Origin of the sequence: Cellulomonas sp. NPDC058312, from assembly GCF_042880135.1 — a bacterium.
Lineage (GTDB): Bacteria > Actinomycetota > Actinomycetes > Actinomycetales > Cellulomonadaceae > Cellulomonas.
This window is the reverse complement of record NZ_JBHVZE010000001.1, coordinates 632,369-646,649: the sequence shown is the minus strand read 5'-3', so window position 1 is coordinate 646,649 and position 14,281 is coordinate 632,369. Positions and strand designations below refer to the sequence as shown.

General features: G+C 76.6%; 16 protein-coding genes. 6 read left to right on the top strand and 10 right to left on the bottom strand.

The genetic code is table 11. The features are described from left to right. Position 1 precedes the first annotated feature (1 nt). Positions 2 to 1,561: a PucR family transcriptional regulator gene (locus ACFVXN_RS02975; protein ID WP_389227005.1), complete on the bottom strand. Its 1,560-nt coding sequence runs from the start codon at positions 1,559 to 1,561 to the stop codon at positions 2 to 4. 100 nt (positions 1,562 to 1,661) lie between these two features. Here ACFVXN_RS02975 and ACFVXN_RS02970 point away from each other — a divergent pair, with 100 nt between their 5' ends. Both ACFVXN_RS02970 and ACFVXN_RS02965 read left to right on the top strand, forming a co-directional pair. After that, the gene (locus ACFVXN_RS02970) at positions 1,662 to 3,059 is read left to right on the top strand and encodes an NYN domain-containing protein (RefSeq protein WP_389227002.1); all 1,398 of its coding nucleotides are present in this window, start codon (positions 1,662 to 1,664) and stop codon (positions 3,057 to 3,059) included. 80 nt (positions 3,060 to 3,139) lie between these two features. After that, positions 3,140 to 3,958, top strand: a complete 819-nt coding sequence (locus ACFVXN_RS02965) for a matrixin family metalloprotease (RefSeq protein ID WP_389226999.1) — start codon at positions 3,140 to 3,142, stop codon at positions 3,956 to 3,958. Between the two features lie 103 nt (positions 3,959 to 4,061). On the opposite strand, the gene ACFVXN_RS02960 is transcribed toward ACFVXN_RS02965, so the two are convergent. The 5 genes from ACFVXN_RS02960 to ACFVXN_RS02940 form a co-directional block, all read right to left on the bottom strand. Further along, positions 4,062 to 4,370, bottom strand: a complete 309-nt coding sequence (locus tag ACFVXN_RS02960; RefSeq protein ID WP_389226996.1) for a hypothetical protein — start codon at positions 4,368 to 4,370, stop codon at positions 4,062 to 4,064. After that, positions 4,367 to 4,666 (bottom strand): hypothetical protein, encoded by a 300-nt coding sequence (locus ACFVXN_RS02955; RefSeq protein ID WP_389226993.1) that lies wholly within the window; start codon positions 4,664 to 4,666, stop codon positions 4,367 to 4,369. The genes ACFVXN_RS02960 and ACFVXN_RS02955 overlap by 4 nt, the downstream gene beginning before the upstream one ends. Positions 4,667 to 4,871: 205 nt before the next feature. Beyond that, positions 4,872 to 6,701: a BTAD domain-containing putative transcriptional regulator gene (locus ACFVXN_RS02950; RefSeq protein ID WP_389226990.1), complete on the bottom strand. Its 1,830-nt coding sequence runs from the start codon at positions 6,699 to 6,701 to the stop codon at positions 4,872 to 4,874. A gap of 49 nt (positions 6,702 to 6,750) precedes the next feature. Beyond that, positions 6,751 to 7,173, bottom strand: coding sequence for a VOC family protein (locus ACFVXN_RS02945; RefSeq protein WP_389226987.1), 423 nt, complete (start codon positions 7,171 to 7,173; stop codon positions 6,751 to 6,753). 67 nt (positions 7,174 to 7,240) lie between these two features. Next, positions 7,241 to 8,098: a class I SAM-dependent methyltransferase gene (locus ACFVXN_RS02940; RefSeq protein ID WP_389226984.1), complete on the bottom strand. Its 858-nt coding sequence runs from the start codon at positions 8,096 to 8,098 to the stop codon at positions 7,241 to 7,243. Between the two features lie 156 nt (positions 8,099 to 8,254). On the opposite strand from ACFVXN_RS02940, the gene ACFVXN_RS02935 reads away from it, so the two are divergent. From ACFVXN_RS02935 to ACFVXN_RS02925, 3 genes are read left to right on the top strand one after another with little or no spacing between them, the layout of a single operon-like run. Next, on the top strand, positions 8,255 to 9,262 hold the full coding sequence (locus ACFVXN_RS02935; protein ID WP_389226981.1) for a phosphodiester glycosidase family protein: 1,008 nt from the start codon (positions 8,255 to 8,257) through the stop codon (positions 9,260 to 9,262). Between the two features lie 3 nt (positions 9,263 to 9,265). Further along, positions 9,266 to 10,384, top strand: a complete 1,119-nt coding sequence (locus ACFVXN_RS02930) for a glycosyltransferase (protein WP_389226978.1) — start codon at positions 9,266 to 9,268, stop codon at positions 10,382 to 10,384. Next, positions 10,341 to 10,958 (top strand): GNAT family N-acetyltransferase, encoded by a 618-nt coding sequence (locus tag ACFVXN_RS02925; RefSeq protein ID WP_389226975.1) that lies wholly within the window; start codon positions 10,341 to 10,343, stop codon positions 10,956 to 10,958. Before ACFVXN_RS02930 ends, ACFVXN_RS02925 begins: the two co-directional genes overlap by 44 nt. Positions 10,959 to 10,974: 16 nt before the next feature. Here ACFVXN_RS02925 and ACFVXN_RS02920 read toward each other — a convergent pair whose 3' ends face one another. The 3 genes from ACFVXN_RS02920 to ACFVXN_RS02910 form a co-directional block, all read right to left on the bottom strand. After that, positions 10,975 to 11,769, bottom strand: a complete 795-nt coding sequence (locus ACFVXN_RS02920) for an FAD-dependent oxidoreductase (protein WP_389226972.1) — start codon at positions 11,767 to 11,769, stop codon at positions 10,975 to 10,977. Between the two features lie 117 nt (positions 11,770 to 11,886). Further along, the gene (locus ACFVXN_RS02915) at positions 11,887 to 12,222 is read right to left on the bottom strand and encodes an FAD-dependent oxidoreductase (protein ID WP_389226968.1); all 336 of its coding nucleotides are present in this window, start codon (positions 12,220 to 12,222) and stop codon (positions 11,887 to 11,889) included. 66 nt (positions 12,223 to 12,288) lie between these two features. Beyond that, positions 12,289 to 13,191 carry a LysR family transcriptional regulator gene (locus ACFVXN_RS02910; RefSeq protein ID WP_389226965.1) on the bottom strand — a complete coding sequence of 301 codons (903 nt, stop codon included), beginning with the start codon at positions 13,189 to 13,191 and terminating at the stop codon, positions 12,289 to 12,291. A gap of 154 nt (positions 13,192 to 13,345) precedes the next feature. Here ACFVXN_RS02910 and ACFVXN_RS02905 point away from each other — a divergent pair, with 154 nt between their 5' ends. Continuing rightward, positions 13,346 to 13,705 (top strand): hypothetical protein, encoded by a 360-nt coding sequence (locus tag ACFVXN_RS02905; protein WP_389226962.1) that lies wholly within the window; start codon positions 13,346 to 13,348, stop codon positions 13,703 to 13,705. A 52-nt stretch (positions 13,706 to 13,757) separates the two neighbouring features. On the opposite strand, the gene ACFVXN_RS02900 is transcribed toward ACFVXN_RS02905, so the two are convergent. Continuing rightward, the gene (locus tag ACFVXN_RS02900; RefSeq protein ID WP_389226959.1) at positions 13,758 to 14,054 is read right to left on the bottom strand and encodes a DUF1905 domain-containing protein; all 297 of its coding nucleotides are present in this window, start codon (positions 14,052 to 14,054) and stop codon (positions 13,758 to 13,760) included. Positions 14,055 to 14,281 lie beyond the last annotated feature (227 nt).

Genomic DNA, 14,281 nt, shown 5'->3' with positions numbered 1-14,281 from the left:
CCTACTCCGACTCGTCCAGGCAGGTCATCGCCAGGAACATGTCCACCCGGTCGGACATCGTGCTCATGTCGCGGTTGGTGAGCTCCTCGATGCGCGCGATCCGGTAGCGCAGCGTGTTCGTGTGCAGGTGCAGCTGCCGGGCCGTCTCCTGCCACGCCCCGCCGCCGTCGAGGAACGCGCGCAGCGTCCCCACCAGGTCGGCGTTGTGCCGTTCGTCGTAGGACAGCAGCGGCGCCAGCACCTCGCGCGCGTACCCGGCGCGGGTGCTCTCCCCCAGCATCCGCAGCAGCGCCCGGTGCGTCTGCACGTGCAGCGACGTCGACACCACCACGGGCTCGGTGCCGGACGCGTTCTGCACCCGCTCGACGGCGGTGGCGATCGCGGAGTTCAGCCGGCTGACCCCGCTGACCGGGTCGCTCATCCCGACGCGCAGCTGCCGGCCCGCGAGCAGCAGGTGGTACTCCTCCGCGAGGTGCTCCGCGAGCGGCCGGTCGTCGTCGCCGGGGCCGTTGACCAGCAGCACCACCAGGTCCTGCGACCGGCAGCCCATCACCCGGTGCCCGCGGGCCGACAGGGTCCGCTGCAGCATCTCCAGCACCGCGGCCTGCGGGAACCGGGGGTCGTCGACCTGCGCGGCGACGATCGTCGTCTCGTCCTGCGGCCCCAGCCCCTCCAGGCGCATCCGCGCGGAGATCGCCCCCGGTGAGGCCTCCTGGTCGCGGATCGACGTGATGAGCCCCGCCACCTGCGCGTCGCGGGTCTCCCGCCAGCGCCCGGCGAGCTCCATCTCCACCCGCAGCGCCCCGACCAGCGCGTCCATCGCGAGCGCGACCTCGTCGGAGAACGACCGGTGGTCGCCCCAGCACCCGAAGAACCCCGACCGGTCGCGCGCCCCGGTGCGGGTGATCGTCACCGGGCCCTGGTCGGCCCCGCCGCGGCCGCCGGGCACGATGACGCGCTTGTCGTGCTCCCGGGCGATGACGGCGTTCCACTGCTCGGCGACCTGCGCGCGGTCCGGGGCGGCGCCGACCGACGCGAGCAGCATCCCGGTCTCGTCGATCACCCAGCAGCCGATCGAGAACTCCGCGGAGAACTGCGCCAGCAGCTCCGCCACGCCGCCGCCGCGCGACACCGTGTCCGCGATCCGGCGGCTGAACCGCATCGTCCGGGTCGCGAGCCCCGCGGCCGACCCCGGCTGCCGGGCCGCGATCTCGTCCGCGATCTGCCGGAACGACACCCCCGGGGACACCGTCAGGAGCGTCAGGCCGCGCGCCCGGCAGATCGCGATCACCTCGTCCGGGATCACGCCGATCTCGATCAGCCCGACGATCAGGGCGGCGACGTCCTGCCGCGCCAGCGCTCCGAGGAACGTCTCCGCGCCGTCCGGGCGGTCCAGCCACAGGCCGGACGTCAGCACCACGTCGCCCGTCGACAGGAACCGCGACGGGTCCGGCAGGTCGGTGATGTAGGCGGCGGTCACCGGACGGTCGAGGGCGTCCCGCTCGGCCGCGACCACGCTCAGCCCCAGGCCCGGGGTGGTGAGGAGGTCACGGACGTCCACGGGTCACCGCCCGGCTCCTGCTCGGCACCGGGCCAGTGTACGAGGGCCGTCCGGGGGCGTCCGGCAGGAGGTCGACCGCGCGAGGGGGCAGGATGGGGCCGTGACGTCCGCCCTGGAAACCGACCGCCTCGACTCCCCGCGCCGCCTGCGTGCCGCGATGTTCGTCGACTTCGACAACGTCTACATCGGCCTGCGCCGCCTCGACCCCGACGCCGCGGAGGCGTTCGCGTCCGACCCCGGGCACTGGCTCGCGGAGCTGGAGAACGGCACCGACGCCGACGGCGACTTCAACCGCCGGTTCCTCGTGCGGGCCTGCTACCTCAACCCGTCGGTGTTCTCCCGCTACCGGCCGAACTTCACGCGCGCCGGCTTCCAGGTCGTCGACTGCCCGTCGCTGACCCAGCAGGGCAAGAGCAGCGCCGACATCAACCTGGTGCTCGACGCGGTCGACGCGCTCGACGCCGACACCCGGTACGACGAGTTCGTCATCGTGTCCGCCGACGCCGACTTCACGCCGCTGGTGCAGCGGTGCCGCGCCGCCGACCGCCGGGTCACCATCATCACCGCGAGCCCCGCGGCCAGCGCCTACCGGGCCGTCGCCGACACCGTCATCACCGCCGACGACCTCGCCGAGCTGGTCACCGTCGACCACGGCGACGGCGCGGACGACACCGACCACGCCGGCACGGCGACCGCCGCCGCCGCGACCGACCGGAACGCGCCGGCCACCGAGCAGGCGACCGGCACCGGCGCCCCGGCGGGCCCGGGTGCGACCGCCGCCGCGTCGACGACCGAGCCCGCCGCGCGCGGGGGCCGCAAGGACACCCAGGCCGCCGCGCCCGCCGCCGGCTCGCTCGCCGCCCGGCGCGCGGTGCTGCAGCGGGTGCGGTCCGCCGACCGCCCCGTGCCCACCGGCGCCGTCGCGCAGGCCGCCCAGAAGGCCGACCCCTCGCTGCCCGGCTCGCGCTGGAACGGCACCGGCGGGTTCCTGCCGTGGCTCGCGCAGGCCGTGCCCGAGCTCGGCGTCGCCGCCCGGCCGTCCCCCGGCTACGTGTGGGACCCCAAGCGGTTCGGCGAGGCCGACCTGCCCGGCGCCGCGTCCGAGGGCACCGACCCGACGGCCCTGCAGCGCCAGGTCATCGCCGTCACCGACACCCCCGGCCTCAGCCAGGACAACTACCGGGTGCTGCTGACCACCCTCGCCGAGGACGTCCGCGCGCACCCGTTCGAGCGCGCCGCCACGGCCCGCCGCGTCCGGGACAAGTGCCAGGAGGCCGGCGCGGCCGTCGGTCGCTCGACGGTGAACTTCGTCCTGTCCGGCGTGCTCTACTCCGGCCTGGAGCTGGACAGCACCGTCACCGCCGAGGACATCGCCGAGGCGTGGGCGGACAACGTCGTGGGCCTGTGCCGGGGCGCCCGCATGGAGCTGACCGCCGCCGACGAGGCCGCGATCGACGACTGGGTCGGCGGCGGCCTGCTGGACGAGCTGGAGGACTGAGGCAGCCGGAGGACCGAGGCAGCCGGGGGACCTCCGCCCCGGAGACTCAACCGGGCGGGGGGTCGCGCCGATGAGTCGGTGTGACCCGCCGCCGACGTCGTCCCTCGCTCACCGCCGCCGTGCTGTGCCTGGTGATCGGGGTGCTGGCCTCGCTCGTCGCCGTGGACTGGCTCGCCGAGCGCGGCGTCGTGGGCCCGTCGTGGGCGTTCCCGGAGCTGCGGCCCGCCTCGTCGCGCAGCTACCCCCGACCCGGGTACGAGGAGTCGGACGAGCGGATCGCGCCGGCGGTCGACGTCACCGCGCCGGACCCGTCGTACGCGTTCCAGGAGATGCAGGACGTCGACGGCGCCCAGGTCCCGGTCACCTGGTCGCCCTGCCGCCCTGTGCACGTGGTCGTCGACACGACGGCCGCGCCCGTGGACTTCGAGGCCGACGTGGCCGCCGCGGTGGCGGAGGTCGCGGCCGCGACCGGACTGACGTTCACGGTGGACGGCGAGGTCGACGAGCCCACCGGGCTCGAGCGGCCGATGTTCCAGCCCGAGCTCTACGGCGACCGGTGGGCCCCGGTGCTGGTGGGCTTCGGGAACCCGACCGACGTGCCCGAGCTGGCCGGCACGGTCGCGGGCATCGCCCAGGTCAACAGCGCGAGCAGCCGGTCCGGAAGGCAGCACTTCGTCTCCGGCACCGTGTACCTCGACCCCGAGCTGCTGCACGCCGACCACGACCCGGCCGCCTACCTCGCCGTCCTCCGGCACGAGCTCGCCCACGTCGTCGGCCTCGACCACGTCGACGACCCCACCCAGATGATGAACCCCACCACGGGGGTCGCGACGTTCCAGGCGGGCGACCTCACCGGGCTCGCCGAGCTCGGACGCGGGCCCTGCGCTCCGGGGGTGTGAGCCGAGGGGCGCGCGGAGCGCGTGAGCCGGACGTGCGGGCCGGACGTGCGGGCCGGACGTGCGGGCCGGGCGCGGGTCGATGTGTCGGCAGCCGTCCCGCGGCTCAGCCGCCGCGCGAGTCCCGGGACGCGCGCGCGATCAGGCGTCGCAGCTCCGCGACCGGGATCACGGAGGTGTCGTCGACGCGCTCGGCGACCTGCTGCTCCACCCAGGCCCTCAGCAGCGCGGTGACCTTCACGCCGTCGTCCCGGGCGAGGGCGCGCGCCGCATCCAGCGTCGCGACGGGCAGCCGGATCGTGATGCCGACCATCGTGGCGCCCCCGCCGGGCTCCACGACCTGCGCCGCCTCGAGCGCCTCGCTGGTGTCGGTGGTGTCGTAGTAGTCCCGCAGGCTGTCCACGTCCTCGGTCATCGCGACCCCTTTCGTCGCACCGACCGACGCTCGGCCGGTGTCAGGTCCCGGGCGGTCACGACCGTCGCCGCGCCGGCCTCGGTGGGCGCCAGGACGACCAGGAGCGGGCGGCCTCCGCGGGTCCGGCCGTACACCAGGCTCACCCCGGCACGCCCCCGCACCCGCGCGTAGCGTTCGGCGACCACCTCGTGCACCTCCTCCGGCGTGACGGCGTGCCGCGCGATGTGGTCCTCGGACTCCTCGGACCAGATCAGCTCGACCGCCTCCCAGAAAATGTAACGCACCCTGTCACGCATCGCGCTCCCTTCTTCCGCGGTTCCGACGCTACGAAGGCGAGCAGGACCTCGGGGCCCACGACGCCCTCATCTGGGGACGACGCGCACCCGGACGTCCTGTGGAGGGCTGGGCGACCGCTCGTGACGCGAGGCGGATCCTGCGGCGCCCCTGCGCGACTCACCCCACGGCACCGCCCGCGCCTCACCCCACGGCACCGCCCGCGCCTCACCCCCGCGCGGCCGCCCGCGCCACCACCCCCGCCGCGGTGCGCGCGAGCCACGGGTTCGCCACCCCGGCGACCAGCGCCGCGGCGTGCTCGGCGGCGCCCGCCTGCCCGAGCGCGGCCCGGTGCAGGGCCGCACGCGCGACGAGCTCGGTCATCCCCCGCCGCGCCGCGAACGCCTCCAGCTCGTCGACCCAGCCGGGCGCGCCCGGCACGCCGTGCGGGACGGCGTACCCGCACAGGGCGTCGAGCGCGTGCGCCTGCACCCAGTCGTGGGCGTCGCGCTGCCGGCGGCATGCCGCGGGCGCCTCGGCGAGCAGCGCCAGCGCGGTCGCGCCGTCACCCCGCGCCGCGGCGAGCAGCCCGCGACCACGCAGCGCGTAGGCCTCCCAGCACGGGTCGCCGACCTGGCAGGCGAGCGCGTACGCACCCTCGAGCCCCGCACCGGCGCCGTCGAGGTCGCCGTCGCGCAGCAGCACCTCGGCCCGCAGGGCGCGCGGGAACGGCAGGAACGACGTGGCGCCCGCCTCCTGCGCCACCTCGCACGCCTCATCGAGCCGGCGGCGCGCCTCGTCGCGCTCGTCGAGCAGCACGTGACCCCGGCCGAGCGCCGTCAGCGCGTACGCCTCGGCCCGCGGGGCCCGGGCCGCCCGGGCGTCGTCGACCGCCGCACCGAGCGTCGTGGCGGCCGCCGGGTACTCCGCGCGGTCGCTCAGCGCCATCCCCGCGAACACCCCCACCCAGGCCCGCAGCCGGGGGTCGGCGCCGTCGAGCCGCAGCGCGCGGTCGAACCAGGACGCCGCCCGCGGGTACCGACCGCGCAGCAGCTCGACGTGCCCGAGCTCCAGGGCGGCGCGCGCGGCGACCCGCGGGTCGTCGGCGCGACGGGCGGCCAGCAGCGCGCCGTGCAGCACCGCTACGGCCTCCTCGTCGCTGCCCCGCACCCCGTGCACCAGCACCCGCCCGAGCGCACCGGACGCCCGGGCGACGCGCGCCGGGTCGTCCAGCGCCCGCGCCCCGGCGAGCGCCGCGCGGAGCAGCTCGATCGCCCGCTCGTACGCCCCCGCCGTCGCCGCGCCGTCGCCGCCCTCGACCGCGGCGTCCACCGCCGCGGGCGACGGCGCGGGCGCGGGCGCGGGTCCCAGCGCCGCGGTCAGGCCGGGCGAGGGCTCGACCCCGAGCTCGCGCCGCAGCAGCTCAGCGCTGCGGGCCGCGCGCCGCTCGGCACCGGCCCGGTCTCCGGCGGCCAGCAGCGCCCGCACCCACAGCTCGTGCCCGCGCTCGGCGAGCGGCTCGGCCTCGACCAGGCGGGCGGCCAGCGCCACGGCGCCGGCGGCGTCCCCGCGGGCGAGGCGCGCGTGGGCGGCCTCGTGCAGGACGCCCGCCGTCAGACCGGCGACGCGCTCGCGCTCCCCCGCCAGCCACAGCTCGAGCGCGGCGCTCCCGCGCGGAACCACCCCCTCCAGCAGGGCGCCCCCGAACCCGGGCAGCGCGAGCGCCCGCTCCACCGGCCCGTGCGCGAGCACGCGGACGTCGACGACGGCCCCGGGCCGCAGGTCCAGGGCCACCGGGTCCCCGCCGACGTCCGCCACGCCCGCGAGCGTCCGGCGGAGCTGCGAGAGGTTCCAGCGCAGCGCGGCACCGGGGTCGTCGGCGTCGTCGACCAGCAGCCGCGCGAGCCGGGCGCGCGGCACCGGCCGCTCGGCGAGCACCAGGTAGGCGAGCAGCAGCCACGCCTTGGTGCCCCGCGGACCGGGTGCGCCGCCGACCCCGGGCGCGTCCCCGGCCCCCCGCACCGCGGGAGGTCCGAGCAGCGTGATCCCGGCGGCCACGGCACGGTCACCGTCCTGGCGGGCGCCCGCCCCGGCCCGGCCCGTCGGCTCAGGCTGCGGCTCCGGCGATGTTGACGAGCCACAGGGTGCCGAACCGGTCCTTGACCATGCCGAACGCGTCACCCCAGGGCGCGACCGCGAGGTCCTCGACGACGGTGCCGCCCTCGACCAGTCCCGCCCAGTAGCCGCGCAGCTCCGCGTCCGAGTCCGGGCCGCCGCTGAGCGAGACCGAGAAGTTGTCGCCCGGCGTGTAGGGCATCCGGTTCGGGGTGTCGGCGGCCATCAGGACCAGACCGCCGGGCGTCTCGAGCTGCGCGTGCATGATCTTGTCCCGCTCCGCCGGGTCGTCGCTCGCCTGCAGCTCGCCGAACGTGCTCAGGGTCAGCTCGCCGCCGAACACCGAGCGGTAGAACTCCATCGCCTGCCGGGCGTCGTCCCGGAAGCCGAGGTACGGGTTCAGTCGGGTGGGCATGACGACCTCCGGGCGGCGCGGGCGACAGTGTGACCCACCTCACACTGCCGCCCGCCGGTCCCGTGCGTCAAGCCGTCGACCCGCCCGCCACCCGCGCCGTCACGAGCAGGTACTCCCAGTCGAGCACCGTCGGCCCGCCGACCGGCCCGCGGTCGGCACGACGCGCCAGGTCCACCAGGTCGGCGTCGAGCGCGGCCGCCCGCTCCGGCTCCCCCGACACCGCCCCGCGGACGGCGATCGTCGGGCCGTAGTGGGACGCGAAGTAGTCCCGGAACGCCTCGGGCGTCGCGAACGCGTCGACGGTCAGGGTCCGCCGCTCCACGCGCACGTCGGTCACGGCGTCGCCGAGCAGCCCACGCACGTGGTCCTCGTCGCCCCACAACGGCGGCGGCTGCGCCCCGGGCGGGGGCGGGGGCGCGTACGGCTTCATCGTCGCGAACATCTGCCCGATGAACCCGCCCGGCGTCCAGGACAGCAGCCCGACGCGCCCGCCCGGCCGCGCGACCCGGACGAGCTCCGCCGCGGCCGTCGCGTGGTGCGGCGCGAACATCACGCCGACGCACGACATCACCACGTCGAACGCCCCGTCCGCGAACGGCAGCGCCTCCGCATCGGCCTCCTGCCAGTCGACCGCGACCCCCCGGTCCGCGGCGACCCGGCGACCCGCCTCGAGCAGCGCGGGCGTCAGGTCCGCGGCCACCACCCGACCGCCCGCGAGCGCCGCGGGCACCGCCGCGTTCCCCGACCCGGCGGCGACGTCGAGCACGTGCTCCCCGGGGTGGACGCCCACGGCGTCGACCAGCGCCGGCCCGAGCCCGGCGATCACCTCCGCGGCGAGCGCCGGGTAGTCCCCGAGCGCCCACATGGCTCGGTGCCTGTCCTTGAGCAGGCGGTCGGCGTCGACCCCGCCGATCACTGTCATCATCTCGTCCACCTCGTCGTGCGTCGGCCCGCGGCTGGTCCGCCGGCCTCGTGCCCACGACGGAACACCGGCGCCGTGTGCGCGGGCGTGTGACGCCTCACACCCGCCGCACAGCCGGGGCACGGGTGCGCCCTGGGGCCGCGTCCGACGCTCGTCGGCATGACCCGCCGACCCCGCTCCCAGCCTCGTCCCGCCCGGCGCCCGCGCGACCACCGGCCCCCGCGCCGCGTCCGCCGCGCCGTGCTGTCCGCCGCCCTCGTGCTCGTGCTCGCCCTCGGCGGCGGGACCGCCTGGGCGCTCGACCGGTTCGTCGTCGACCACGTGGAGATCGCCGACGTGCAGGCGTACGAGGCCGCGCAGTCCGGCACCGCCGACACGGGCACGGACGCGGGCACGGACGGGACGACGAGCGCAACCGTCTCGGGCACGACCGCCACCTCCGACGACGCCACGATCAGCATCTCCACGGTCGTGACCGGCAGCGGGGACGACCAGGTCACGTACTACGTCGCCGACGTGACGCTGTCCGACGCCACCGTGCTGCGGTCGGCGTTCGCGAACAACCAGTTCGGCACGAACATCACCGCGACGACGTCCGCGATCGCCCAGGCCAACGACGCGGTGTTCGCGGTCAACGGCGACTACTACGGGTTCCGCGACACGGGCATCGTGATCCGCAACGGCGTCGTCTACCGCGACGAGGGGGCGCGCGAGGGCCTGGCGTTCTACCGGGACGGCACCGTGGAGGTCTTCGACGAGACCACGACGACCGCCGACGAGCTCGTGGCGGCCGGGGTGTGGAACACGCTGTCGTTCGGGCCGGCGATCGTCACCGACGGCGAGGTGGTCGACGGGATCGAGGACGTCGAGGTCGACACCAACGTCGGCAACCACTCCATCCAGGGCGACCAGCCCCGCACCGCCGTCGGCGTCGTCGACGCGAACCACCTCGTGTTCGTCGTCGTCGACGGCCGGTCCCCGGGGTACAGCGCGGGCGTCGACCTCACCGAGCTCGCGGGGATCATGCAGTCGCTCGGCGCGACCACCGCGTACAACCTCGACGGCGGCGGCTCCTCGACGATGTACTTCGACGGGGAGCTCGTCAACGACCCGCTGGGCGAGGGCGCCGAGCGGGCGACCTCCGACATCCTCTACGTGGCGGGCTGAGCCGTGATCGTGCTCATCCCCGCCTACGAGCCCGACGAGCGCCTCGTGCGCCTGGTCGGTGACTTGCGCGCCTCGGCCCCGGACGTGCACGTCGTGGTCGTCGACGACGGCAGCGGCCCCGCGTACCGCCCGCTGCTCGACCGGGTGCGCGGCCCCGGGTGCACGGTGCTCACCTACCCGGGCAACCGGGGCAAGGGCTGCGCGCTCAAGACCGGGTTCGCCTACGTGCAGCGGCAGCACCCCGGGGAAGCCGTCGTCTGCGCCGACAGCGACGGCCAGCACTCCGTGGCCGACGTGCTGCGGGTCGCCGCGGCGCTCGACGCCCAGCCCGCCGACCGGCCGGCGACCGTGCTCGGCTGGCGGTCGTTCCGGGGCGACGTCCCGGCCCGGTCGGTCCTCGGCAACCGGGTCACCGCCCGGGCGTTCCACCTGACGACCGGGCTGCGGCTGCGCGACACGCAGACCGGCCTGCGCGGCTACCCCGCGGCGCTGCTGCCCTGGCTGCGGTCGGTGCGCGGCGAGCGGTTCGAGTACGAGCTGAACCTGCTGCTGCGCGCCGCCGCGCAGGGCCTGCCGGTCGAGGAGGTCGAGATCGCGACGATCTACCTGGACCACAACGCCTCGTCGCACTTCCGGCCCCTCGCCGACTCGGTCCGGGTGCTGACCCCGCTGCTGCTGTACGCGCTGTCGTCGCTGGCGGCGTTCGCCGTGGACACCCTCGTCCTGCTCGCCCTGCACGCGGCCACCGGGTCGCTGCTGGGGTCGGTGGTCGGCGCCCGGGTGGTCAGCGCCGCCACGAACTTCGCCGTCAACCGGCGGGTGGTGTTCGGCCGGGGGCGCGACCGGCCCCCGTTCGGCCGGTCGGCGACCCGGTACGCCCTGCTCGCGACGGTGCTGCTCGCGGCGGGCTACGTGCTGCTCCGCGCGCTCACCGGCCTCGGCGTCGGGCTGCTCGCCGCGAAGGTGCTCACCGAGGCCACCGTCTACCTCGTGGGGTTCGGGGCGCAGCGGCGGTTCGTGTTCACCCGTCCGGTGGACCGACCCGGCACCGCCGTCGCGCAGCCCCTACCGTCGGGGCGTGCCACCCGCTCCCCGCACCGCCGGCCCGCCCCGCTCCCCTGACGCCGCCCTCACGACGGCACTGCTGCGGCCCTGGCGCCCGGCCGACGCCGCGGACCTGCTCACCGCCGTCCGGGCCTCCCCCGACCTGGACCGCCAGCTGCCCCCCGCGGCGCTGCGGGACCTCGACGGCTGCGCGGAGGTCGCCGGCGCCCTCGCCGCCTGGGGGCCGCGCGACCACCACCTCGCGGTCGAGGTCGCCGGGCGCGTCGTGGGCAGCGTCGGCATCGGGTCGGTCGAGCCCCACCACGGGACCGCCTGGCTGTCGTACTGGCTGAGCACCGGGGTCCGCGGCCAGGGCCTCGCCACCCGGGCGCTCGCCACCGCCGCCGACCTCGCGCTCGGACGGCTCGACCTGTTCCGGCTCGAGCTCGGCCACCGCACCGACAACCCCGCGTCCTGCCGCGTCGCCGCCCGCGCCGGGTTCCTGCCCGAGGGCGTCGAACGCGCGCGGCTGCGCTACGGCGACCGGCGGTACGACGTCGAGACCCACGCCCGGCTGCGGACCGACCCCCCGCCCGACGTGCACCTGCTGCCGGTGCGCGGGGTGCCGGTGCGCGGGGTGCCGGCGGGGTGAGGTCCCGGCGCGCCGGTCACGCCCGCGGACCGTCGCCGAGCAGCCGGCGCGCCACCGCCGCGGCGGTCCGGCGGCCGGAGACCACCGCACCCTGCAACGACGGCGTGTCCCGGTGGTCGCCGCACACGTAGCGGCCGTCGCCCAGGTCGACGGGTCGGCGCACCCGCAGCGGTGGCGGGGTCGCGGGCAGCGCCTCGCGCACCTCGTGCGTCGCCAGCTCGAGCCAGCCGCGCGGGTCGGCGCCGAGCATCTCGCCCGCCTGCCGACGCACCTCGGACGCATCGGGCCCCGCAGCGCCGGACGGCGGCAGCACGCACGTCGCCTGGACCAGCTGCGCACCGGCCGGCGCGTACGACGGCGCGACCGCGGAGACCAGCGCCGCGTTCACCACCGGCCCCCGGCGTCGGCCGTCCACGACCACCGCGTCGGTCCGCGCGACGCCCTGGGCCGCCCACCACGTCGTGACCAGTCCTCGCATCCGCGGCGGCTCGAGCCCCGTGAGCAGCGCCGCCGTCACCGGGTCGGCCGCCACGACCACCGCCCTGGCGCGCAGCACGGACCCGTCGACGTGCACCTCCTGCCCGCCCGGCACCGCCGTGACCGCCTGCACCCGGGCCCCGGTCGTCACGTCGACCCCGTCGGCGAGCCGAGCGGGCAGCGCCGCCATCCCGCCGACCGGCAGTCCCGGTGTCCCGCGCAGGAACGACCGGACCAGCAGCCGGACGAACGCCGCCGAGGTGGTCTGCGACTCGTCGCCGAGCACCCCGGCGAGGAACGGCTCGAGCACCTCGTGCCGGATGCGCCCGTGCACCCCCGCGGCGGTGAGCGACGCACCGAGCGTCGCGTCGGGCCCCGACTCGAGCGCCTCGACCGGACCGAGCGCCGGCGCCGCCCAGCGCGCCAGCGCGACCAGCTCGCCCGGTCGCAGTTACCCGCTGCCGAGCGTCTCCCGCAGCCGGGCCGGCGCGCGGCGCGGGTCGGCCAGCAGCGCGAGCCCGTCGTCCCGCCGCACGGCCACCCCGGCGAGGAACGGCTGCAGCCGCAGCGCACCGAGGTCCACGACGTCGCGCAGCGCCGGGTAGGCCGGGTTGAGCAGCTGGAAACCCCGGTCGAGCGTGAAGCCGTCGACCCGCTCGCTGCGCACCCGGCCGCCGACGACGTCCCCGGACTCCAGGACCCGTACGTCCAGACCGCGCCGCCGCAGCGCCCGGGCGCACGTCAGACCCGCGACGCCCGCGCCGACCACCACCACGTCGCTGTCCATGCCCGCGAGCCTAGGGGCGGCGGTCCGGCGCGGCGCGGGCAGGACGGAGGGTCCGACCCGTCCCTCTCAGACCAGGTCGAGCCCCGAGGCGACGCCCAGCAGCTCCTCGATCACCGCGACGACCGCGGGGCCGGGCTCCCGGCGCGTGGCACGGTGGCGGGCCACGAGGCGCCGCGACCCGAGCCCGGGCACGGTCGCGACGGTGACCGCCTCGGGCAGCTCGCCCTGGAGCGCGAGCGCCGGCAGCAGACCGACACCCTGTCCCGCGGCGATCAGCGCGAGCGCGACGTCGAAGTCGTAGTAGACGTGCCGGGCCGTCACCGGACCGAGCGCCGCGGTGACCCGGCCCATCGCGCGCGCCGCGGCGGTGTTCTTCTCGGCCGCGAGCCAGGTCACGCCCTCGAGGTCGGACAGCTGCGTAGGCGTCGCGACGGCGCTCGGCAGGACGAGCCGCCACGGCTCCTCGAGCAGCACCACGTCACGCTGCCCGCGGGGCACGTGGGTGTCGGAGTCCTCGTCCCGCTCCAGCAGCACGATGTCGGCGTCGCCCTCGCGGAGCCGGCGCATCGACTCCCCCGGCTCGCGCTCCTCGACGACCAGCTCGATGCCCGGGTGGTGCTCCGCGACCACGGCGAAGGTCGGCGCGACCACCGCGCGGATCGCCGTCTGGAACCCTGCGAGCGTGACCCGTCCCGACAGCTCGCCGCCGAGCTCCGCGAGCGACTTCCGGGCCTCGACGAGCTCGGACTCGATACGCTCCGCAGCCTCCGCGAGGATGCGGCCGGCAGCGGTCAGCGTGGCGCCGCGGGGTCCCCGGTCGAGGACGGCGACCCCCTCCTCGGCTTCCAACCGGGTGATCTGCTGGGACACCGCCGACGGTGTGACGTGCAGCACGTCGGCGGCGGCGAGGACGCCCCCAGCACGGTGGACGGCCAGGAGGACGGCGAGGCGGCGTGGATCGGTGGGCACCGATTCATCCTAATTCAGTTCTGGTGAACCCCGGTCGGAACATCATTCGATTGTGCTGAACCCGGATCGGCCCCAGAATTCTGCTGTCGGCGCATCCCCTCCCGGGAGCCCGGCACTCCTCCACCCACCCCCCTGTCCTACCTGGAGCACGCCCGTGTCCGCATTCGTCACCGCGCTCGGCTGGGTCGGCGCGGTCACGTGCCTCGTCGCCTACGTCTTCGTCACCCGCGGGAAGTGGGCTCCCACCTCGGGCCGCTACCAGCTCGCCAACGTGGTGTCCGGCCTCTTCATGGGCATGGTCGCGGCGAGCAGCGGCGTGTGGCCGTCGGTGGTCACGAACGCGGTGTGGGCGGTCGTCGGCGTGCACGCCGTGGCGACGGTGCTGCGCGCCCGACGGCAGCGCGCCCGCGACGCCGCGGCCGCCGGAGTCGGCACGGCCGAGGTCGACGTCCCGCAGATCGCGGCCGCTCCGGTCGAGCCGCTGCCGGCCGGCGTCGTCGACCTGGCCGCCTGAGCCCGGCCCGGCCCGGCCCGGCTCGGCCCGGCTCGGCTCGGCTCGGCGACGCTCAGACGTCCAGGACCCGCAGGCGCACCCGCACCGCGTCGCCGACCGTCAACCCCTCGGCCGACCGGACCGCCTTCTTCACCGGCAGCCAGTACGCGGTCTTCGACGGGAACACCGACGTCCGCCAGGTCGTGCCGCCGACGGTGACCTCCACCCGCAGGGACCCGAACCCGCGGGCGAACGCCCCCGCGCGCTCCAGGATCTCGTCCGACACGTCCTCCGGCACGCTCACGAACGTCCAGTGCTCCGTCCGGCGCGCGTCCCACTCCCAGAGCGGAGCCTCGAAGTCGACGATCATGCCCTGATGCTGCCGCATCCCGGCGGGAGCAGGAAGCGTCGGTCGACGTCCAGCGATCTGCGTGCTCGACCCGCGACGGCATGCTGAGGGGAGCGGCCCGCGACCACCCGAGTCGGGGGGGGGGGGGGGGGGCCCCCCCCCCCCCCCCCCCCCCGCCCCCCCCCCCCGGCCCCCCCCCGCGCCCCCCCCCCCCCCCCCCCCCCCCCCCCCCCCCCCCCCCCCCGCCC

Bases quoted from the DNA above. Each gene is read 5' to 3' on its own strand.
- ACFVXN_RS02960 (WP_389226996.1), bottom strand. From the start codon at position 4,370: ATGACCGAGGACGTGGACAGCCTGCGGGACTACTACGACACCACCGAC.
- ACFVXN_RS02955 (WP_389226993.1), bottom strand. From the start codon at position 4,666: ATGCGTGACAGGGTGCGTTACATTTTCTGGGAGGCGGTCGAGCTGATC.
- ACFVXN_RS02945 (WP_389226987.1), bottom strand. From the start codon at position 7,173: ATGCCCACCCGACTGAACCCGTACCTCGGCTTCCGGGACGACGCCCGG.
- ACFVXN_RS02940 (WP_389226984.1), bottom strand. From the start codon at position 8,098: ATGATGACAGTGATCGGCGGGGTCGACGCCGACCGCCTGCTCAAGGAC.
- ACFVXN_RS02935 (WP_389226981.1), top strand. From the start codon at position 8,255: ATGACCCGCCGACCCCGCTCCCAGCCTCGTCCCGCCCGGCGCCCGCGC.
- ACFVXN_RS02915 (WP_389226968.1), bottom strand. From the start codon at position 12,222: ATGGACAGCGACGTGGTGGTGGTCGGCGCGGGCGTCGCGGGTCTGACG.
- ACFVXN_RS02900 (WP_389226959.1), bottom strand. From the start codon at position 14,054: ATGATCGTCGACTTCGAGGCTCCGCTCTGGGAGTGGGACGCGCGCCGG.